The sequence below is a fragment of the Nonomuraea fuscirosea genome (assembly GCF_035917475.1).
In the GTDB taxonomy this organism is placed as follows: Bacteria; Actinomycetota; Actinomycetes; order Streptosporangiales; family Streptosporangiaceae; genus Nonomuraea; species Nonomuraea fuscirosea.
This window is the reverse complement of sequence record NZ_CP109074.1, coordinates 2,185,274-2,205,627: the sequence shown is the minus strand read 5'-3', so window position 1 is coordinate 2,205,627 and position 20,354 is coordinate 2,185,274. Positions and strand designations below refer to the sequence as shown.

At 67.8% G+C, this 20,354-nt stretch carries 17 protein-coding genes; 10 read left to right on the top strand and 7 right to left on the bottom strand.

The genetic code is table 11. The annotated features are described in order from the left end of the window. Positions 1 to 9 precede the first annotated feature (9 nt). The 5 genes from OIE67_RS09840 to OIE67_RS09820 are packed head-to-tail and all read right to left on the bottom strand — an operon-like array spanning position 10 to position 5,274. A complete protein-coding gene (locus OIE67_RS09840) occupies positions 10 to 936 on the bottom strand; it encodes a Gfo/Idh/MocA family protein (protein WP_326638774.1) in 927 nt (308 codons plus the stop codon). After that, on the bottom strand, positions 933 to 1,985 hold the full coding sequence (locus OIE67_RS09835) for an NAD-dependent epimerase/dehydratase family protein (RefSeq protein ID WP_326638772.1): 1,053 nt from the start codon (positions 1,983 to 1,985) through the stop codon (positions 933 to 935). Before OIE67_RS09835 ends, OIE67_RS09840 begins: the two co-directional genes overlap by 4 nt. 21 nt (positions 1,986 to 2,006) lie before the next feature. After that, positions 2,007 to 3,242, bottom strand: coding sequence for a methyltransferase domain-containing protein (locus tag OIE67_RS09830; protein ID WP_326638770.1), 1,236 nt, complete (start codon positions 3,240 to 3,242; stop codon positions 2,007 to 2,009). Beyond that, entirely contained in the window at positions 3,239 to 3,883 is a 645-nt protein-coding gene (locus OIE67_RS09825) for a hypothetical protein (RefSeq protein WP_326638768.1), read from the bottom strand. The genes OIE67_RS09830 and OIE67_RS09825 overlap by 4 nt, the downstream gene beginning before the upstream one ends. Positions 3,884 to 3,936: 53 nt before the next feature. Beyond that, a complete protein-coding gene (locus OIE67_RS09820; protein WP_326638766.1) occupies positions 3,937 to 5,274 on the bottom strand; it encodes a preATP grasp domain-containing protein in 1,338 nt (445 codons plus the stop codon). Between the two features lie 289 nt (positions 5,275 to 5,563). On the opposite strand from OIE67_RS09820, the gene OIE67_RS09815 reads away from it, so the two are divergent. The 3 genes from OIE67_RS09815 to OIE67_RS09805 all read left to right on the top strand — a co-directional run bounded on the left by OIE67_RS09815 (position 5,564) and on the right by OIE67_RS09805 (position 9,758). Next, the gene (locus tag OIE67_RS09815) at positions 5,564 to 6,967 is read left to right on the top strand and encodes an aldehyde dehydrogenase family protein (RefSeq protein WP_326638765.1); all 1,404 of its coding nucleotides are present in this window, start codon (positions 5,564 to 5,566) and stop codon (positions 6,965 to 6,967) included. Positions 6,968 to 7,148: 181 nt separating this feature from the next. Then, the gene (locus tag OIE67_RS09810) at positions 7,149 to 8,276 is read left to right on the top strand and encodes a 3-dehydroquinate synthase family protein (protein WP_326638764.1); all 1,128 of its coding nucleotides are present in this window, start codon (positions 7,149 to 7,151) and stop codon (positions 8,274 to 8,276) included. A 30-nt stretch (positions 8,277 to 8,306) separates the two neighbouring features. Then, on the top strand, positions 8,307 to 9,758 hold the full coding sequence (locus OIE67_RS09805; RefSeq protein ID WP_326638761.1) for a condensation domain-containing protein: 1,452 nt from the start codon (positions 8,307 to 8,309) through the stop codon (positions 9,756 to 9,758). Positions 9,759 to 9,807: 49 nt separating this feature from the next. On the opposite strand, the gene OIE67_RS09800 is transcribed toward OIE67_RS09805, so the two are convergent. Both OIE67_RS09800 and OIE67_RS09795 read right to left on the bottom strand, forming a co-directional pair. Beyond that, positions 9,808 to 10,959: a DegT/DnrJ/EryC1/StrS family aminotransferase gene (locus OIE67_RS09800; RefSeq protein ID WP_326638759.1), complete on the bottom strand. Its 1,152-nt coding sequence runs from the start codon at positions 10,957 to 10,959 to the stop codon at positions 9,808 to 9,810. A 564-nt stretch (positions 10,960 to 11,523) separates the two neighbouring features. Next, the gene (locus OIE67_RS09795) at positions 11,524 to 12,393 is read right to left on the bottom strand and encodes a 3-oxoacyl-[acyl-carrier-protein] synthase III C-terminal domain-containing protein (RefSeq protein WP_326638757.1); all 870 of its coding nucleotides are present in this window, start codon (positions 12,391 to 12,393) and stop codon (positions 11,524 to 11,526) included. A gap of 285 nt (positions 12,394 to 12,678) precedes the next feature. Between OIE67_RS09795 and OIE67_RS09790 the strand changes: the two genes are divergently transcribed. Genes OIE67_RS09790 through OIE67_RS09760 form a run of 7 tightly spaced genes read left to right on the top strand, consistent with a single transcriptional unit; the run spans position 12,679 to position 20,272 of the window. Then, positions 12,679 to 13,968 carry a type III PLP-dependent enzyme gene (locus tag OIE67_RS09790; RefSeq protein ID WP_326638755.1) on the top strand — a complete coding sequence of 430 codons (1,290 nt, stop codon included), beginning with the start codon at positions 12,679 to 12,681 and terminating at the stop codon, positions 13,966 to 13,968. Further along, a complete protein-coding gene (locus OIE67_RS09785) occupies positions 13,968 to 14,228 on the top strand; it encodes an acyl carrier protein (protein ID WP_106234693.1) in 261 nt (86 codons plus the stop codon). The genes OIE67_RS09790 and OIE67_RS09785 overlap by 1 nt, the downstream gene beginning before the upstream one ends. Before the next feature lie 23 nt (positions 14,229 to 14,251). Continuing rightward, a complete protein-coding gene (gene acpS, locus OIE67_RS09780) occupies positions 14,252 to 14,629 on the top strand; it encodes a holo-ACP synthase (protein ID WP_326638753.1) in 378 nt (125 codons plus the stop codon). A 15-nt stretch (positions 14,630 to 14,644) separates the two neighbouring features. Next, the gene (locus OIE67_RS09775; RefSeq protein ID WP_326638751.1) at positions 14,645 to 15,505 is read left to right on the top strand and encodes a cupin-like domain-containing protein; all 861 of its coding nucleotides are present in this window, start codon (positions 14,645 to 14,647) and stop codon (positions 15,503 to 15,505) included. Between the two features lie 35 nt (positions 15,506 to 15,540). Next, positions 15,541 to 17,709 (top strand): beta-ketoacyl synthase N-terminal-like domain-containing protein, encoded by a 2,169-nt coding sequence (locus OIE67_RS09770; RefSeq protein ID WP_326638749.1) that lies wholly within the window; start codon positions 15,541 to 15,543, stop codon positions 17,707 to 17,709. A gap of 11 nt (positions 17,710 to 17,720) precedes the next feature. Beyond that, entirely contained in the window at positions 17,721 to 19,199 is a 1,479-nt protein-coding gene (locus OIE67_RS09765; RefSeq protein WP_326638747.1) for a class I adenylate-forming enzyme family protein, read from the top strand. After that, on the top strand, positions 19,196 to 20,272 hold the full coding sequence (locus OIE67_RS09760; RefSeq protein ID WP_326638745.1) for a glycosyltransferase family 4 protein: 1,077 nt from the start codon (positions 19,196 to 19,198) through the stop codon (positions 20,270 to 20,272). The genes OIE67_RS09765 and OIE67_RS09760 overlap by 4 nt, the downstream gene beginning before the upstream one ends. Positions 20,273 to 20,354 lie beyond the last annotated feature (82 nt).

The window sequence follows — 20,354 nt, the reverse complement described above, 5'->3', positions numbered from 1 at the left end:
CGGTCGGCGTCACCGTCGGGACCGCGAACTGAGCACTGCCGCGTCACTGATGTCCCGCAGTACCTGGGCAATCGCCACGGCGAGATCAAATTCGTCCGGGTCCTTGCCGCCCGGACCTCCCCGGACCAGGGCGACGAACTGCCGGACCTGCCGGTCCAGCGGCAACTCATCGGACACCTCGACCGGTACGCCGTCAACTCGCAGCCGATGGCCGGAGAAGTCGTCATACACGAGAGAATCTCCGTCGGCGGTGGTGACCGACAGCCGATGTGTCTTCTCCTCTACCGTGTTGGAAAGTTCGAGGCGCACCGCGGTGGCGCCCGCACGAAGGTCAGCGGTCCATTCCTCACCGCCCGGCCCGTGAACCCGGCATTGTGCGTGCTGGACCGTCATCGGGGCGGCACGCACGAGATCGAGCACCATGGCGAGGTCGTGGGGGCCGTAGTCCCACAGCGCGTTGCAGTCGGCGCGGATCGGGCCGTTCCCGCCGGCAACACAACGGATCTCTTTGATGGCACGACCGCGGATGAGTCGGCGGAGCTCCTGATATGCCGGGGCACGCAGGTGCTGATGACCGACGAGCATGGGTGTGCCGCTGCGCCGGGCGTGGGAGCACAGACGTACCGTGCCGAGCAGGTCGGCCGTCAATGGCTTCTCCACCAGGACCGGGATTCCCCGGTTCAGGATGCCGGTCACAACGGGCTCATGGGTCGAGGCCGGCGAGGCCACGATGATGCCGTCCACTCGAGCCGATGTCACCAGTGCCGCCGGAGTCGGCCACCGCACCGGGCCGGGTGGTCCTGGTCCGCCGCGGCCCGCCGTGTCAGAGACCATCACTTCCGATTCCGGCCACAGTCGGCCAATAGTGGCGAGGTACCGCGATCCCCACCGTCCGGTGCCGATCAAGCCGATCCGGAGCTGCTCGGCAGCGTTCACCGGTAGGTGTCCTGCGCCCAGCCGAAGAATCTGCGCAGTCCGTCGGTGAATTCGACGTATGGCTCATATCCCAGATGCTGATAGGCCTTGGTCAGGTCGGGGCAGCGCCGCATCGGCTCGCTGGCCGGGTAAGAGTGCGGGTAGTCGACGATCTGGTACCGCAGGCCGGACATCGGGATCTGCTCGCGCACCGCGGCGACCAGATCGACCATCGAAATTTCCGGCGTCGCCGAGCCGACGTTGTACGCCTCGCCCGAGCGGCCGTGCAGCAGCGCCAAAAGCACACCTCTGATGGCGTCGGTGACATAACAAAAGGTGCGTGTCTGGCGGCCGGTGCCGTAGATGTTGACCACCCGACCGGCCACCAAGCATTCGGCGATGTTCGGCATGACCCGATAGTCGGTGCGCTGCAAACCCGGTCCGTAGATGTTGAACGGCCGCACGATGACGGCCTCCACGCCATAGTTCTCGTGGAAGACTCGCAGCAGCGTTTCCCCAAAACGCTTGGATTCGTCGTAGCAGCTTCGCGGGCCGAGGCAGGAGACGTTGCCGTTGTAGTCCTCGCCGGTCGGGACGTGCTGCGCGTCCGGGTCGCCGTAAATTTCGGAGGACGACATGAAAAGCAGTTTCGCCCCGTGAACCTGCGCCAGCTCCAACATCGTACGGAGCCCTCGGCTGGAGACGTCCATGGTCTCCAACGGGAACTTGCGGTAGTAGTGGGGACTCGCGATGCCGGCTGCGTGGACGATGTAGTCAACGCCGCCGGACAACTCGAAGGGTTCAGACACATCATGCTCGACGAAGGTGATGTACGGGTCATCCTGCATCTCGTCCGGCCTCTTGCCGGAGGTCAGGCAGTTGTCCAGAGCTGTCACCTGGCAGGGTCCCGCAAGGGTCGTGGTGTTCAGGTGGCGGAAGAACGCGACGAGGTAGCGGCCCAGGAAACCGTTCGCCCCGGTGATCAGCACCCGACGTCCGGTGAACAGATGCACGTTGTCACCCAGTGCCGAAACAAGTTCCCGGATGTCGTCCTCAAGTAAGTATGCCATCGGTTGCCACTCCTGTGCTCGTCAGCCGGTGAGTGCACGGACCTGGGGGTTGATCCAATTGCCCGCCCAGTCGCTGTGGCGGGCCACAATCGAGTCGTAGAAGTTCCACGCGAACACGACGCACCAGAATCCCTTGCCGGACACCGCCGCCAAGTGGTCGGAACCGACGACGGGAATGTGGGTGCCGGGGGTGTACAACCCGCGCTTGAGAGGACTGTCATCGACGACGAACTCGACGTCGTCGCGGTCCAGTTCGAGGGCGTACATCATCGTGGTGAGTTTCGCTGGAGCTCCGTACCCGCAGAAGCGAGCTCCTTCGCTACGCAGGGCGGCCAGGTGCGCACGGAGTTCGGAGGCGCGCGCGGCGATTTGTTTCCGGAGGACGGAGTAGGTCTCGGGAAGGAAAAGTCCTGCCGAGATTTCCAACTCCACCAGTTCCGCGACCCGGGCACTTACGGGTCGTGACTCGGCTGAAACGTACACCCTGATCGATCCGCCGTGAGCGCGAACCCGCTGTACATCGAACAGGGTCATACCCAGGCGGGCGAAGAATCCGATGAGAGGACGAACAGCATGGTAGGAGAGGTGCTCGTGGTAGATGGTGTCGAACAATCCCTGCTCCACGACGTCGAGAAGGTAGGACACCTCGAAAATGAAGACGCCGTGCGGTGCGAGCAGATCACCGACGCTCAGAGCCGTGTGCTCCAGATCCGCGATATGGGCGAAGACGTTGTTCGCCGTCACGAGTTGAGCCGGACCGAGCTCGGCACGCAGCGCCTGAGCAACCCGCCGGTCGAAGTAAGCGTTGGTCGTGGGAATGCCGCGGGCGACCGCGGCGGCGGCGATCCTGCCGGCCGGTTCCACGCCATGGACCCGGGTCATGCCATTCTCGAGAAATCGGGCCAGAAGCGTGCCGTCGTTGGAGCCGATGTCGACGACGAGTGAGCCCGGGCCCAATCCTGCCGTCTCTGCCGCCTGGCGGGCGTATTCCGCGAAGTGGGCCACGAAGACAGGCGAGGTCCCGGAGACGTAGACGTAGTCGTCGAACAGGCGCGTCGGGTCGACGACCGCCTCGAGTTGCAGGTGCCCGCAGTCGGCGGCGGCACAGAGTTGCAGGTCGAGCGGGAAGACGTCCTGCCGGGCGGGCCGCTCGAGGAATTCGTTGGCACAGGGTGTCGGCGGCAGGGACAAGGCGATCTTGTCGGCGGTGTCGCTCCCGCACAGGGCGCAGACCCGGCGATGGGCAATCACACTCATGAAAGCGGGCCCCCGGCGGGCGAGGACCGCCGATCGGGACCGTTGATCTTGTAGGTGAACGTACCTGCTGTTTCCGACCACACCACCGAGAAGAGCGGGTCGACCCGCACCACATCACTCTCGTGGGACACGTGGTCCCGCAGATTGCGCGCGAAAGTCATGAAGGTCGTCGGTACCGGGAAGTACATGACATGCTCGACCAGCGGCGGCGTGAAGAACAACTGCCCGGCGTGGAACTCGGACACCTCTGGCAGCGCGGTGCTGCCGGACGGCCGCCACCCGTACACCACGGTGCCGGAGGCGACGAACGAATAATGCCAGTCGGTCTTGTGGTAATGGTTTGCCCGTAGAGAACCGGCGTTGCTCTCGATCCAGGCCGCCGAGGTGAATCTTTTAAGAAGGACGTTCAAGATCCTCCCCGAAGAATTGACGAAGGGTTCGTCGAGCGGGACCAAAGGGGTATCCGGGTATTTCTCCTCGTCGACAAGCCTGGTGTACTCGGCATGCGTGAAGCCTGATGTCGGTCGACCCATTGCATCTCCTTCTTGCGTGTCGCATTTGTCGCAGCCCTGACGCTCGATCCGGCGTTTCGCGCCATCGGAAACTCCGCCACCGTGATCCGCATCGCGTTGATCGACCACCTCACCCGACGAACCACCTCAACCTGGCGAGACACCTGAACCGCCATGCCCTCTCAGGACTCCGCCAGCTTCCTCAGTCTCAGCTCGGTCTCGGCCCGCAGGGACAGCGCCTCGTCCGGGCTTTCGGCCACACAGACCACGTATATCCGGCCGCGGAAAGGCCCTTCGGCGACGGCCGCCGCGTTGAGCGTGGCGAAGTTGTTGACCAGCACGCCCGAGGTCCCGCTACCGTCGAAGAGCACATCCCCCAGGGCGTCGGCGATCTCGCCGAAGCCATGGACCCGGGACGGTCTCAGCTCGATCGTCGCCGCGATCCCATGCCGCCCCTCGGGGATGAACCGCTCGGCGATACGGTTCTGGTAGGTCGACATGTTGAAACGGGCGTTGATCTCCAGGCAGGGGTACAGGGTGCCGTCTGGGCCGAGCAGGGCGTCCACACCGACCAGTCCGGCATACCCGTCGGCGTGCAGCTGCCGGCCGATCAGCCCCGCGGCTCGGTGGAGTTCGGCCGTCGTCGCCGCGGGCAGGTCCACCGGGAAGCGGTGGCCCTGGTGCACCCCGTTCCGCAGCACCGCGGCCTTCACCGTCTCGAACCGGACGTCACCCGATCTACTCACGATGAACTGGTAGTTGAGGTCCTCCGCGCGCTCGATCCAGGACTCGACCACGAAGTCGGCCCGGCTCTGCTCGCCGCGTCGGCCGAGCCGGCGCACCAGTCGTGCCGCCGCCCGCTCGTCCGGTACCAGGATCATGCCGCGACCGGATACCCCGTACGATTCCTTCACCACCGCCCGGCCGGCACTGGCGAGTTGCCGCGCGAGGGCGCCGGACAGCTCGCCGACGGTCTCGCAGACCTCGCCCGGCACGACGGTCAGTCCGGCGGCATCGGCCAGCCGGCGGCTGTAGACCTTGCCGTTGAGCGCCTTGCAGACCTCCGCGCCCGGGCCGGCCAAGGGCAGTCCGGTGCGCACCGCCAGGCGCTCCTCGGCGGGCGAGACCCCAAGCGGCATCAGATAGGTGTTCCCGTCCGCGAGACCCCGGAGCGTCTTGATCAGCTGCGGGGACGCCAGCGCGTCCTCGGTGACGGTACGCGTAGGCTCGCTGCTCTCCGCCCACACCACCTGCCCGACGGCCGCGCCGACCCTGGACAGATAGGCGGCGTACTCCTGGTCCATGGGTGCCTTGAGGACGACCGTGTCCTCCGCCTCGGCGAGCAGGACCCCCATCTCCTCCATCCGGTTGACCGTGACACCGGCGAAGGCGATGCCGGCCCCTGGCAGCTTGGGTTCACCGACGGACCAGCTGCGCTCCACCTCGAAGTTGTTCAGATAGACGAAACGCGCTTCGGCGCGGCCGACCAGGTCTCGCTTGAGCCGTCCCGCGAAATCCATCCTGTCCCTCTTTCGGTCCTGGCCAGCGGCGCGCGCGGAGCATGGGCAACGATGCCGCTGGACGCCCTGGCCCGCCAAGGCGCGGATGGGCGCCCAGGAGGCTGTACCAACGGCCATACCGCAAAGTGGGGCTGCCCGCCGGACCGGACTTGACCAAGACTCGAAACCGGCCGCCCGGCTGTGTACCGGTCTCCCCGGCTGCGCACCGGTCTCCCCGGCTGCGCACCGGTCTCCCGGCTGTGCACCGGTCTAGGCACCACCGGTACCGAGGCGAAGCAGGGAGGTAGTCGTGGACGTCGGCATGACCATCGGTGGTCGGGTCACCCGCGGGGCGGCGACGCTGCCTGTCGAGAACCCGGCCCGGGCGAAGGTGTTCGCGCGCGCGCCGGCCGCCTCGACGCAGGACGTCGATCGTGCGGTGGACGCAGCCGTCGCCGCCTTCCCCGGCTGGTCGGCCCTGTCGTTCGCCGAGCGGGCCCAGCTGCTGCGGGACTGCCGCACGCTGCTGCACCGGCACGTCGACGAGCTCGCCCGGCTGCTGACGCTCGAACAGGGCAAGCCGCTCGCCGACGCGCGCGGCGAGGCCACTCTGGCCGCCGACTGGTTCGGACACACCGCCGCCCTCGCGCTGCCCAGCGAGGACCTGGTCAACGAGCCCGGAGCCCTGGTATCCATGGAGCACGTCCCTTACGGGGCGGTCGCGGCGGTGGCGCCGTCGAATTTTCCGCTGATCCTGGCGGTCACCAAGGTCGCTCCGGCTCTGCTGGCCGGCAACGCCGTCGTCCTGAAGCCCTCCGAGGTCACGCCGCTGGCCAGCCTGCGGATGACGGAGCTGCTCGGCGAGGTGCTCCCCGCCGGGGTCTGCAACTCGGTCTGCGGCGGTCCTGCCACCGGGGCGGCACTGACCGAACATCCGGAGATCGGCCTGGTCTCGTTCACCGGGTCGGTGCCGGCCGGCCGGGCGATCGCACGCTCCGCCGCGGACAGCTTCAAGCGCGTCGTCCTTGAGCTCGGTGGCAATGACGCCTGCCTCGTCCTTCCGGACGCCGACGTCACCGCGCTCGCGCCCCGCATCTTCGCCGCCGCCATGGTGAACAACGGCCAATTCTGCGCCGCGATCAAACGGATCTACGTCCCCGCGCCCGATGCCGATCAGCTCACCTCGGCCCTGGCCGATCTGGCGGCCGCCGCCCGGCTGGGCGACGGGCTGCTAGCGGGCACCGAGTACGGCCCGCTGGTCAGCCGGGCCCAGCTCGATCGGGCGACGGCCCTGGTCGCGGAGGCCCGTGCCGCCGGCGCGCGGGTCTTCCCAGGCTCCCGGACACCGGACCTGCCCGGCCACTTCCTTACGCCGACGGTGGTGACCGGTCTGCCCCGCGGCACCCGGCTGGAAGCGGAGGAGCAGTTCGCCCCCGTGCTGCCGGTGTTCGCCTACGACACGGTGGAGGAGGCCGTGGGCCGGGCCAACGGCACCGAGTTCGGCCTCGGCGGCTCGGTCTGGGGCGACGAGGAGCACGCCGTGTCGGTGGCCACAGGGCTCGACTGCGGGACGGTCTGGATCAACACCCATGGAGCGCTGCGGGCCGAGGCGCCGTTCGGCGGTTACCGGTCCTCCGGCATGGGCACGGAGTACGGCTACTGGGGGCTCCTCGAATACTCCCGCATCAAGGTCCGCAATATCGCCAGGCCGTAGTGTGCCGCCCACCCTCCGGCGATCCCGGACTCCCGGAAGAACAGTCTGTTGTGCGGTCGAGATGTCATTCGGCCTCGGAGCCGCCGTCGCGGCACTGGAACCGCGCCGCCCGACCTCTTGGTCAGCGGCTCCTGCGCGGACAAGTCGGAATACATGATCACGGAAGGAATCGGGACGGCCCGTGTTCGAGCGTAGTGTCGTTGTGGGTGACGAACCCATTCCCTATTATTACGGTTTCGGCTGTGCGGATGATCTCGTCAACGCACTCGCCGCCGAGTTCAAGAACGCTGACGCGGGCCTGCTGATAGCCGACCGGGCGGTGGCGAAGTTCGCCGAGGACATCGTCGACCGGCTTGCCGAGTACATGACCATGCACGTGTACTTCCTCGACGCCGAGGAGCGTAACAAGACACTCGGTGCCGTGCAGTCCGTGATCGATTTCGCGGTCGACCGGCGACTCACACGGGAATCCTTCTTCCTCGCGATGGGTGGTGGACTGACCGGGAACATCGCCGGCCTCGCCGCCTCCCTTATCTACCGGGGAGTCCGCTTCGCCCACCTGCCCACGACATCCGTGGCCGCCTTCGACTCGGTGCTGTCGCTCAAGCAAGCGGTCAACCTGCGCCGGGGAAAGAACCTCTGTGGCTGCTATGCACGCCCGACCGCCATCGCATGCGATCTCGAATGGCTGACGACGGGACCACGTAGCGGCTTGGTCAACGGGCTGGCCGAAATGGTGAAGAACGTCCTGATCGCCACCCCTGAGCACGAGACCTTGCTGCTGCGCTCCCTCGGCCGGCTCGGCGAAGAAGCCGCGCCGGACGCGCTGTTGAGCCTCATGCGAATCGGGATCGACACCAAGGAGCCGCTGCTGCGCGCCGATCCGAAGGAACGTAAGGAAGCGCTCATTTTCGAGTACGGGCATACAGCGGGCCACACCGTCGAGTTCGTCTCCAAGGGAGTCATCCGCCACGGCGAAGCGGTGGCCTGGGGGATGCTCGTCGCGGCGGAGGTCAGCAGATCGCTCGGGTACATGGACGAGGCCGAGGTGGCCCATCACCGCGAGATCGTGTCCCACCTGGGGCTGCCGGACCCCCGCTCGCGGCTGGGCGGCTTGGACTTCGCGCGAATGCGCCAGGTGCTCGCAGCGGACAACAAGCGGGGATATGTTCAGTGCGCCCCCGACGAGGTGCCGATGGTGCTGCTGAAGGGCGTCGCCGAACCGGTCCTGGCCGCCAGCGGTCATCCCCTGGTGGCTGTTCCCCTGGACACCGTGATGACAGCCCTGAGCACGGTGGCCGCACCCTGATCCTTTCGGGATCCGACCGGAGGAAACACGATGCAGGAAGAATCTGTGCGCTCCGACACGGAGTTGCTTCCACTCGCTCCGAGCCAGGAAGCGATCTGGGAATTCATCCACTACTTCTCGCCCGACGATCCAGGTGCCGAGCGGTTCAACGTCTGCGACTTCAGGTTGCTGAAGGGGCAGGTCCACCTGGAGTCGTTGTACGACGCCATCGACGATGTCACGGGGCGACACGATGCTCTCCGGATCGAGTGCGCCGAACTGGGCCGGGACCCGCTCCTGCGGATCCGGCACGATGTGCGGCCGGTGGTGTCGTTCGTCGACCTCTCGGATCTCTCGGAGGAGAAGCAGCTGGGACCGGTCGCGCGGTTGATACGGGAATCATCCGCGCAGGTCTTCGATTTCGGCAAGGCGCCACTGTGGTCCGTCCGCCTCGTGCGCCTCGCGCCGGAACGGCACCTTGTCGTGGCCGGCTTCTCTCACCTCGTCTGCGACGGGCGGTCCCTCAGCGTCTTCTTCAGCGACCTGATGAGGAGTTACAGCATCCGGCGAGGCGACCTTTCCCAGACGGCCCGGACAGGCCCGGCCACTCCAGAAGTCTCCACGGCAGTCACGTTCCGCGAGCTGGCGGAGCTTCAACGCATCGCGCAGGATTCCACCACAGGAGACCGCCGGACGGCGGACCTGGGTCTGGCTCGCCCCGGAATTCTGTTTCCCACCAGGGCACAGCGCGGCGAACGTTCCGGTGCCGACATGGTCGCGGAGACCTCGTATGCCTTTTCCTTCGAGGACGGCATCTCCACCGGAGTACGGCGCCTGGCCTGGCAGTTGAGAACCACCCCGTTCGTCGTGCTTCTCGCCGCCTATCAAGTTTGTCTGCGGCTGCGCACGGGCCTCGACGGCCTGCGCATCGGCACCGTCACCCTGGCCAGGGGAAAGATGGACGGGGCCGCCCAGTCCATGGGGCAGTTCACCACCAATGTGTACCTCCTGTCCGCAGCGCGGGCGGACGTTCCCTTGCGTGACGTCGTGACGGAAACCCATGCGCGCCTCAAGCGCGAGACGGCCAGAGGGTGGTCCTTCAAACGCATCGCGCGCGCCGTCCACCCGGATTTCGAGAAGGAGCGGCCCTGGCCGTTCCTCCACCTCTTCGACTCCTGGTTCCAGGCGGACCCGCCGAGGTTCCAGGAGGACGACCGGGTCGGCGATCTCTCCATCAGCCGTCCGGACATGTTCTGCCCCACTGGCGTCACTGCGAACGGTCCTCTCATGCCCCCGGCCGGCGACCTGGAGCTGTGGATGAAGCGTGGGGCGCCCTCCATCTCGGTGAACCGCGCACGGACCGGCGGTACGGTCACCTACAACCCCTGCTTCTTCGAAGCGGACGTGGCTGCCGGTCTCGCCCGGGACTATCTCCAGACCGTGGGACACATCGTGGAGCGCCCGGACCTGCCCGTCGGCCGAATACAGCTCCACCAGAACTGATCCAGCACGACACCGACCTCGCACCGGACGATGCGCACGGCCCGCCGGATCACTGGTACGCGATCAAGACCTTCGCCACCGCGTCGGCGATGTCGGCCATGTCGCGCTCGTCCCCCAGGAAGCTGCTGTGATGGGCGAGCACGGTGTGTGCGACCAGGTGTTCGGCGTGCGGATACGTTCGGGCACGGTGCTCGGCGACGAAGCGCCCGGCGAGGTGCGCGAGGCTCGGCTTCGTCCACGGCCGCAGCAGCGTGCTGCGGTTGAGGGGCGCCCGCGGAGGATAGAAACGCGTGTGCAGCTCGGCGGTGAGCGCGTCGGCGATCTGCTGCGCCGTCACCCCATCCGGCAGCGGATCGAAGATCAGCGGTACCTCGTAGAGGGAGAGCCGGGTCTGTTCCTCGCGGTGGTTCAGCAGCCGCACACCGGGCACGTCCGCGAGCAGCTTCCCGAGCAGGAGGTAATTGGCGTTGCGTATCGCGTGCTGCTCGTCGAGAATGCCGAGCTGGGCGCACAGGACCGCCGCGCCGAACTCACTGAGACAGAAGTTGGCTCCCATCAGGGTCGCGCTCTCCACGAGGTCGAGGCCCATGGCCGTCGACTGACCGTCGGCGTACCGCCGGGAGTCCGCGCGCAATTCCTCAAGGAGCGCGGCCAGCGCGTCGTCATCGGTGACCACGGCGCCACCCTCGCCCGCGGTGAGCACTTTCGAGTGCTGCATGCTGAAGCAGCCGATCCGGCCCAGCGATCCGGCCTGCTTCCCGAGCCACTGGGCGCCGTGCGCCTGGGCCGCATCCTCGATGACGGTGATGCCCAGGGGATCGGTGATCTCGCGAATCCCTGGGATGTCCGCCATGGCGCAGGCCCAGTGAACGGCGATCAGGGCGCCCGTATCCGCTTCCGGTGCGATGTTGTCCGGGCCGACACAGCCCGTCTCGGGGTCGACGTCGACCAGTATCGGCACGAGGCCGGCACGGAAGACCGCGCTGGCGCTCGCGACCCAGGTGAGCGCCGGTACGAGGACCGTGGACCCGTAGGGCAGCCGGAGAGTTTCCAGCGCGGTGACCAGAGCGCTGGAGCCATGGTCCACCGGTACGCAGTGGCGCGTGCCCACGTACTCGGCGAACCTGCGGCCGAAAGCACGTTCGTAGGGTTCGCTGCCCGTGGCCGGTCCGCTGATCGCCCAGCGGCCGCCGGCGAGCACGGAGGCCAACAGATCTGGGGCGTTCTCGGCGGGCTGCGGCCATCTGGGCCACGGTCGGTCCGGTGGACGGACGGGGGAACTCCCCGCAATCGCCAGCGTGTCCGGCGCCGGACGGGCGGGCGCAAGGTGTACTTCGTCTGGCATTATGTTTTCCATTCCCAAGCGTGAGCCCTGCGTTTCACCCCGACGTGTCCTCACCGCACTCCTAGGCGTAAATACGAACCAAGGGTGCGATACGCGGAAGTCAGTGGTTCGGAATGTCACTCACGGAATTCTGATCCAGCACATGACCCGGCCTCTGGAGAAGTGCCTGCAACAGCTGTCGCCCGCCGATGCGGTATTTCAGGCTGGGGTCCTGCCGCAGGCTTGCAAGGATGGCGTCCGCCTCCGCTTCTGCTTTTCCATGCTGTCGAGACGCTGCTGCCTGCGCATCCCGTCGATGACGCGCAACGTGGTCTTCTGCAGCGGGAACGACTCGTGCCGGCAGAGTCTCGACGTCCACGAGAAGGGCTTGCCCGTAGCCGACACTTGTCCTTGCCCCTGCTGCATGGCGACTCACCTCCGTCAGTGTGTGAACACCATGGCTGAATAGGTGCCGCCGAGGCCGGCGGCGGCCATGACGTACCGATCGCCGTAATTCAGGCGTCCACCGTCACGAGCGTCCAGATAATTCAAGAAGGCGTCCGCGCAGAAGCTGTGTCCCATGGTCGGCACGTTGTCGAGGAAGACTCGGTCGAGCGGTATGCCGAGGAGCGCGCAGACCTTTTTCCAGGTGAACCGGTTGACATTGTGCGGCAATATTAAGGCGATGTCTTCCAATGTCAGTTTCGCCGAATCGACCGCATCCAGAATGATCTGCGCCAGTGCGGGAACGTAGTCACTGCGTCGTCCGTAGATCTTGGTGGCGGACCCGATCAGACTGTCGTGGTCGGCGGAGGACGCGATCAGTGCCGCCGCCGTGCCCTCGCTGTTGATGGTGATGTCCGACAGGAGCTGAACCGTCGGCGAGAACGCCTTCTCGCCCGTGAGGACCAGCGCGAGCGCCCGGGGATCCGGGTCGGCGGCCAGCAGCCGTCCGGCGAGTGACACGGCGAGCAGGCCGGTCGCGCAGGAATGCTGCGTCACCGTGAATGCCGTCGCGTGTTCCAGGGACAGCGACCGCACGACCTCCTGCACATGCATCAACGGGTACGGGGAGGCGAACTCGATCGCACGCCCCAGGACGACATAGTGAATGTCCTTCTCCCGCTCGCGGAGCTGGGTCAGGCCCGACGCCGACGCCAGCATGAGGTCCGTTGCGGTGGAGCCAGTTTCGTAGGGAAACCACTTGAGTCCGAACAGGCGTTCGTAGAGGCGTACGCGCGACGGCGTCAGGCCCAGTCGGGCCCCCAGCTCCTCGATTCCGATCCGCTGCCGGGGAACATGTCTCGACACCTCGACGATGGCGGTCAGGACGACCCCCTCGCGGTGGCCGAGGCATGCTCGGGATCCGCATCGGTCGTCACCTGTTGTCCCTCCGCTCCTGCCGCCGGCGTGCCGGGCTACCGGGCCCGATTTTTCAGCCGCCTGGGCGCTGTTGGGAATCTGGCATTAACCCCTGGCCCTTCGGGCAGGTCCGTGGAGCGCCCGCCCAAGCCTTGTCCCCGAGGGGGAGCGGACCGAGCATGACCGTAGTCGCGGCCCCTGCCGGGCGGCACGAGTCCACCGACCTGAGAGCCTATGAACATCCAGGGAATCGAATACACGGAGCTGGTCGAACGCTTCGGCACGCCGCTCTACGTCTACGACGGCGATGTCCTGCTGCGCACCCTTTCCGCCCTGTCCGGGGCGCTGCACCCCGCCCTTGAAGCCTTCTTCTCGCTCAAATCGAACCCGAACATCAGCGTGTTCGCCACACTCCTCGAGGGCGGCGCGCGGGCCGAGGTGTCGTCGCTGGTCGAACTGCGCACCGCGCTCCTAGCCGGCGCCGAAGCGCGAGATATCGTCTTCCTCGGCCCCGGCAAGAGCGACGACGAGCTGGCCGCCTGCCTGGAGGCCGGCGTCTACGCCATCGTCGCCGAGTCCTTCGACGAAGTGGACCGGATCGACCGGCTCGCCGACGAGCGCGGAGTCCGTCAGCGCGTCCTGCTGCGGATCAATCCGGCCTTCACGGTCCGCGGATCGCGCCTGACCATGGGCGGGCGGCCGCTGCAGTTCGGGATCGACGAAGCGCTGGTGCTCGCGGCCGGAGACCTGTCGTCGCGCTGGCGGAACGCCGAACCGGCGGGCATCCACGTGTACATGGGCACCCGGATCCTCGATGCCGACATCATCGGGAGGAACACCCGCTACATCCTGGAGCTGGCGGACCGGGTGGCAGCCGCCACAGGGATCCCGCTGGAGGCCGTGGACATCGGCGGCGGACTGGGCGTCGCCTACTTCGACGGTGAGGAGGACCTCGACGAAAAGCGGGTGGCCGAGTGCATCAACCCCCTGATCGAGGAGTTCGCGCGCACCCACCCCGGTACGCGCCTGCTGATGGAATCGGGGCGCTTCCTGACCGCGCGCGCCGGTGTCTACGTGGTGTCGGTGCGTTATGTGAAGGAGTCCATGGGCAAATGGTTCGCCGTCGCGGACGGCGGCACCAACCATCACATGGCCGCGGTGGGCATCGGCTCGTACACCAAGCGGAACTTCCCGGTGGCCCTGCTCAACCGTCCGCACGACGACAGCGCGCCTCGGCCCTGGACTATCACCGGTCCGCTCTGCACGCCTAACGACACCCTGCTCAAGGGTGCCGTCCTGCCGCCGCTCCGGGAAGGTGACCTGCTGGGCGTCACCAGATCCGGCGCCTACGGCCCTTCGGCCTCGCCTGGCCGGTTCCTGAGCCACGGCTTCCCCGCGGAGGTACTCGTCCGGGACGGCGCGGCTCATCTCGTGCGCAGCCGCGATCTGCCGGATGACCTGTTGCGCCAGCAGCACCTGTACGCCCGGACCCCGGCACCGACGAGCACGAGAGATGAGGGCTGATGAACCGCGAGCAGACCGTCGAGCACATCCGCGTCGCACTCTCCGTCGTACTCGACCGGGAGATCCCCGAACTCGACGCGGACGCCCGCCTCGTGGAGGACCTCGGTCTGGATTCCACCAACGTCGTCGAGCTGATGATGGCCCTGGAGGACAGCATCGGCCTGGAAGTCGACCTGGACGAACTGGAACCCGAGGTCTTCAGCACCGTCGCCACCCTGGCCGACTTCGTGGGAGCCGAGGCTCTGGGTGCGGTGTCCTGAAGGCGCCCTAGGAGGGATCTGGTGTGCGGACAGGTGTCGATCTGCTGGCCATCCATCGATTCGCGCCCATAGCGCGGCGCGGCCGCTACTGCTCCCTGCTCTTCACCGAGGGCGAGCTCGCCCAGACCGTGGGGCTTCGGCCGGAGCGCCGGGTGGAGCGCCTCGCAGGGCGTTTCTGCGCCAAGGAGGCGACGTGCAAGGTCCTCGGCCGGGGGTTCGGGCAGGGCATTCACTGGCGGGACATCGAAGTGCTCGGTGACCCCTGGGGAAGACCCGTCGTCACGTTGCACCGAGGCGCCCGGACGATCGCCGATGCGCTGGAGCTGGACGAGGTGGTGGTGAGCCTCACCCATCAGGCGGATCTCGTGGTGGCCTTCGCGGTCGCCGAAACGCGGAAATGAACGGAGGGCCATCGGATGGCCGGTAACACGTCGCCCGCCGGCATGAGCAGCGCGGAATTCATCGCGGGCCATCTCGCCGCGAATCAGCCTCTCGTCAGCAGGGGCTGGTGCCGGCAGTGGTGGCCGCAGCCCCCGCCGTGGGACCTGGGCGAGCTGGCCCGGCGCTTCGGGGCCTGCCGCGTTCCGGTCTTCGACTCCCTGTTCGAGATGCAGCGGGTCGTGCGCTTCGAGGAGTACATCTCCGCGATGGCGGACGGCGTGGCCGACGGCGAGCCGGTCCCGTACATGCGTTGGTACGCGAGGCAGCGCAACTTCCAGATGATCTGCGCGGACGACGCGTTCGCGGAACTGAAGGGCGACTGGGCGGCACCTTCCTGGCTGCCGTCGGACGACTACGTATTCCCGGCCATCAAGGAGAACGCCGATCCGACGAAGGACAGCTTCCCGGCCAAGGGACTCTTCCTCTGCGCGGCCGGCGGGCGGACTCGCCTGCACGTGGACCCATGGGCCAGCGACGCCTGCCTCTGCCAGATCACCGGCGAGAAGCGTTTCGTGCTCTACCCCCCGGCAGCGGGGAAGGCGCTGAGCGACGGCGCGGGCGTCGTCGACCTCGACCGGCCGGACACCGCCCGGTTCCCGCTGTGGAACTCCGTCGAACCCGCGCTGGACGTGACACTTCAGCCGGGCGACGCCATCTTCATCCCCGCCGGCTGGTACCACACGGCCGTCGCCCTATCCGCCAGCGTCTCCGTGACCTGGAATTTCGTACACGCGGTGAACGCCGACCGGTTCGCGAAGTATCTGGACTCCGGCGGTTCGGCGGATCCAACCGTCAAGTACTTCCGCAGACAGCATCGTTCAGAGGGGTACGCATGATGCCGGGTCCAGAGTCGGAACGTGTCGAAAGCCCCTTGGACATCGCTGTGGTCGGTGTCGGCGGCTACTACCCCGGCTCGACCGACATGGCCGGCCTGTGGGAGACGCTGCGCACGGGCGCCGATCGCGTGGTCGAGATACCTGAGGAACGATGGAACTGGCGCACCCACCATGACGAGCGCCGCGGGCGCGACCAGAAAAGCTATGGCAAGTGGGGTGCTTTCCTGGACGATGTCGCGGGGTTCGACGCCGCGTTCTTCGACGTCCTGCCGAGCGATGCCGAGATCATGGACCCGCAGGAACGCCTCTTCCTCGAGGTGGTCTGGAGCCTGCTTGAGGAGACCGGCTACCTGGGGACGGCCACCCACGAGAGATCGACCGGGGTGTTCGTCGGCCTCATGTACGAGACGTACGGCCGGATCGCTGCCACGGGCTGGAACACAGGGCAGTTGACCAGCGCCGATTCAACAGCGTGGCGACTGGCCAACATGGTCTCGTACCACTGCGACTTCCAGGGGCCGAGTTACGCGGTCGGCTCCGCCTGCTCCTCCTCGCTCACCGCCGTGCACCTGGCCTGTCAGAGCATCCGTAACGGTGAATGCCGGATGGCCATCGCGGGCGGGGCCAACCTCATCCTGCATCCCGCTCACCTGGCCGGACTGGCCTCCAGGAGCATGCTCTCACCCGAGGGGCGGTGCCGGGCGTTCGACGCCGGGGCCAACGGCTTCGTGCCCGGCGAAGGAGTGGGCGCCGTTCTCCTGAAGTCACTCGCGGACGCCGAGGCCGACAACGACGAGATATGGGGCGTGATCAAGGCGAGTTTCGTCAACTCCGCGGGCCGCCGCTCCGGTTTCACTGTCCCGAACCCCACGGCACAGGCCGATCTCATCACCGAGGCGATACGCCGGGCGGGGATGGCGCCGCAGTCCATCGGCTACATCGAAGCGCACGGCACGGGCACCAAGCTGGGTGACCCCCTCGAAACGGCAGGGCTCAACGCCGCGCTCACTCCTCGCGCCGACGGCACGGAGAACGGCATCGCAGGACGCCCACGATGCGCCGTCGGCTCGGTGAAGGCGAACATCGGGCACCTCGAAGGCGCCGCGGGAATCGCCGGCCTGACCAAACTCCTACTTCAGCTCCGGCACCGTCAGATCGCCCCCTGCGTCCATCTCGACAAGGTCAACCCGATGATCGACACCGAATCAGGTCGTTTCTACTTCCCCACCGAGCTGACCGACTGGCGCAGCGAGCCGGGCACACCCCGGCGCGGGGGTGTCAGCTCGTTCGGGTCCGGCGGAGCCGGCGCCCACGTCATCGTCGAGGAGTACCCGGACGAACGCCGCCGCTCCGGAGCGACCGCGGACGCCGACGGCAAGGAGGACGTGTTTCTGCTCTCGGCCCGGACCCTCCCGCAACTGCGCATCATCGCCGAGCGCACCGCGGAGCTGCTGGCCCGCGCCGACGCGCCCGGACTACGCGCGCTCACGTACATGGCCGCGCTGCGCCGCAAGGAGATGCCGGTGCGCCTGGCGGTCCTGGCGAGGAGCACTGAGGAGGTGCTGGCCGGGCTGCGTTCCTTCGTGCGCGGCGACGACGTGCCCCGGGTCTGCCACGGCACAGCCGTGCCGCACCGTGCCGACGGCGGGAATGCCGAGCCGGTCGTCGCCCGGACCCGCGAGTACCGGGAGCTGGCGCACCTGGCGCGGCTGTGGACGCATGGCTCGGTCGTCGACTGGAGCCCCCTGTGGCCAGGCCCGCGACCCTTCCCGGTGACGCTGCCGCGCTATCCCTTCGAGAAGAAGCGGTACTGGCTCCCGTTCGCGCAGGACCCGGATCCGGTACCGTCACCGTCCGTGACGATGGCATCGGGCGTCGCTCCGTCTGACCGCGCGCCGACGGAGGAACCGGCCCCGTCACGGCTCGCGATCGAGCGTGAACTGCGCGGCCTCGCCACCCGCTTCCTCCGGGTCCCGGAGCGGGAGATCGATGTCGACGTGGACCTGGTCACGCTCGGCTTCGACTCGATCTCCCTGGTCCAGCTCGTCGGCGACCTGCTGCACACGTACGAGATCGACCTCGACGAGGCCGTGGACGCCGTCCTGTCCGACCATCTGTCGCTGGCGGGCCTGGCCGACCACGTCGAGCGGGCGACGGCCGCCGGACGCGTTCCGGCGACGACACCGGAGCTGGGTGAACGGTGACGGACCAGGCCATGCGGGAGGTCGCCGCGCTACTGAGCTGGGAGGACGCACGGGCCACTGAACGCCCTGTGCTCGGTGAGCTGACCGCGGAGGGGACAGCGACGACGTCGGGCGCCGAGCTGCGGGCCGAGGTCATGCGGGTGGCGCGTCACGCGGAGCGCCTGCGGCCGGCCGTGATCGCCGTACTGGACGGCAGCCGCAGCAGCATCGCCGTACTGCTCGGCCTCCTCGCGGCGGCGGTCGACGTCGTCGTGGTCGAGGCGGGCAATTCGCATTTGCGCGACGAGCGGTCGGTGATCTGGTCCGCCGGTGCGCGGACCCTGATCAGACCGGAGTCGTCGGCGGTGCCCGCGCCGATGGGTCCGACGGGTCCGACAGAGCTGACCTATGACGACCTGCTCGCACCCGGCCCCGCGACGTCGCGGACCCCGCCCGCTGGATCCGGCCCGGCGAGCCCCGACCTCCTGCTGCTGACCTCCGGTTCGACGTCCGAGCCGCGGCTCGCACGGCAGCCGATGCGGGCCGCGGTCAGGGGAGGCGAGCTTTACCGGAGCATCCATGGGTACTGCCCGGCGGACCGAATCCTGCTGCCCGTCCCTGTAGCGCACTCGTTCGGGCTCATCGGGGGTCTCTTCGCCGGGCTGAGAGCCGGCGCTCAAGTCCTGACCATGCCGAAGTTCTCGGTCGGCCGGCTCGTGCGAGCTCTGGCCGACGGTGCGTCCGTGGTGCTCGGCACGCCTCTGCTGTACTCGATGCTGGTCCGCGCCTGGGGAACCGAGGCGCACGCGCCGGGGCTGCGGCTCCTGCTGTCGTCGGGCGGCCCACTGCCGCAAGAGACGGCAGATGCCGTGCGGCGGCTGTGCGGAGTGCCGGTGTACCAGGTCTACGGAAGCACCGAGACCGGGCTCGTCGCCTGCCAGGACGGCAGCAGAGAGACCTGGCAGCCGAGATCGGTGGGGGTGTTCGCGCCGGGCGTGCAATGGGAGTTGCTGCCGGACACGCTCGGGGAGGAATCCGGCGGATCCGGTCATCGGCTCGCGGTCCGAACCTCGACGATGTTCACCGGATACTCCGACGGGGACCCGGGACCCGGCCCCGGTCTCTACGAAACCGGCGACCTGGTGCGTATCTCGGACACGTCCGAGGTATTCCTGCTGGGCCGCAAGCAGACCTTCATCAACGTGGGCGGCAAGAAGGTCAACCCGCAGTGGGTCGCGCGCCTTGTCGGCGACCACCCCGACGTGGCCGACGTGCACGTCTTCGGTGTCGAGGAGCGTGGCGAGCAGACGGTCCACGCCGCCGTCGTGGCCGGGCCCCGGGGCGGTGCCGGACTGGCCGGCGAGGTGATCGCACTGTGCCGCGAGCGGCTTGCCGCCCACGAGGTGCCCCACCACGTTCATCTCCTGCGGGCTCTCCCCCGCTCCGCGCTGGGAAAGGTCGACATCTCCGCTCTTCAGGCTGCCGTCGGTGCCAAGGAGGACGAAGCATGAGCCGGGTCCTCACCGTCTTCGGCGGCTACGCGAACAGTGAGACCACCGGTGGCCTGCGGATGGCCTGGCGCACCGCCGCCGCGCTCGTCCGACGCGGGCACGAGGTGGCGGTTCTCACCGATTCCGCGCGCCCGCCCGGACCGTCCGACGATCTGCCGGTCCGGTTCCTGACCCGAGAGCAGCTCGGCGTGAGCCCGGACTGGCGGCGTCCCGATGTGGTGCACGTGTACGACCTCGCGTCGGCGGAATACGCCGCCCTCGGGTACGAGCTGGCCCGCGAGAGCGGGGCGGAGTTCTTGCTGACACCCGCCTCCGCCCCCTGTACCTGGCCGGATCACCGGCTGGGGCGCCGATTGTGCGGTGCGGCCCGTGCCGTGTTCACTCTGACCCCGTCGGAGGCGGCGCTCCTGGCCGACTTCAGCGTGCCCGCCTCGCGTATCCGCCACATCCCGCAGGCACCGGATCTGATCGGGGCCGGTGACGGCGCGGCGTTCCGGGACCGGCACTCGGTGACCGGGCCGCTGGTGCTGTTCCTGGGGCGCAGGGTTCCGTCAAAGGGGTATCACCTCCTGCTCGAAGCAGCCCCATTGATCTGGCGAGTACTTCCGGAGACGGTTCTCGCCTTCGGTGGGCCGTCGGGCGGGAGGGCGGACCAAAGCGTCTTCGCCCGCCACCGGGACGAGCGGATCCTCGACCTCGGCCTGCTCGACGAGAGCGGCAAACACGACGCGCTGGCCGCCTGCGACCTGCTCTGCCTGCCCTCCTGCGCAGATGTCTTCCCGCTGGTGTTCGCGGAGGCATGGTCCTGTGGCAAGCCGGTGGTGTCCGGGCGATTCGCCGGGGTGGAGGACGTGGTGCGAGCCGACGTCGACGGGCTGGTGTGCGACCTGACAGCCGGCGATGTCGCGGCCGCGGTCCTGCGGTTACTGCACAGCGAGGACCTGCGTACGAACCTCGGTGCGGCCGGACTGACCCGGATACGGGACGGAATGAACTGGCCGCACGTGGCAGCCGTGGTCGAAAACGCGTTTCCCGGGTCCCGCGACGGCCGGGCACAGCGAGGCGAACGGTGACATCCCTCGAAGCCGTCGCGGTCCATCTGCCCCGGCACAGCGAACCGGTCGCCGGACGCTTGCGTGCGTTTGGACACAGCGA

Coding starts and splice junctions, on each gene's coding strand:
- OIE67_RS09835 (WP_326638772.1), bottom strand. CDS start 1,985: ATGGCATACTTACTTGAGGACGACATCCGGGAACTTGTTTCGGCACTG.
- OIE67_RS09830 (WP_326638770.1), bottom strand. CDS start 3,242: ATGAGTGTGATTGCCCATCGCCGGGTCTGCGCCCTGTGCGGGAGCGAC.
- OIE67_RS09820 (WP_326638766.1), bottom strand. CDS start 5,274: ATGGATTTCGCGGGACGGCTCAAGCGAGACCTGGTCGGCCGCGCCGAA.
- OIE67_RS09805 (WP_326638761.1), top strand. CDS start 8,307: ATGCAGGAAGAATCTGTGCGCTCCGACACGGAGTTGCTTCCACTCGCT.
- OIE67_RS09790 (WP_326638755.1), top strand. CDS start 12,679: ATGAACATCCAGGGAATCGAATACACGGAGCTGGTCGAACGCTTCGGC.
- OIE67_RS09785 (WP_106234693.1), top strand. CDS start 13,968: ATGAACCGCGAGCAGACCGTCGAGCACATCCGCGTCGCACTCTCCGTC.
- OIE67_RS09775 (WP_326638751.1), top strand. CDS start 14,645: ATGGCCGGTAACACGTCGCCCGCCGGCATGAGCAGCGCGGAATTCATC.
- OIE67_RS09765 (WP_326638747.1), top strand. CDS start 17,721: ATGCGGGAGGTCGCCGCGCTACTGAGCTGGGAGGACGCACGGGCCACT.
- OIE67_RS09760 (WP_326638745.1), top strand. CDS start 19,196: ATGAGCCGGGTCCTCACCGTCTTCGGCGGCTACGCGAACAGTGAGACC.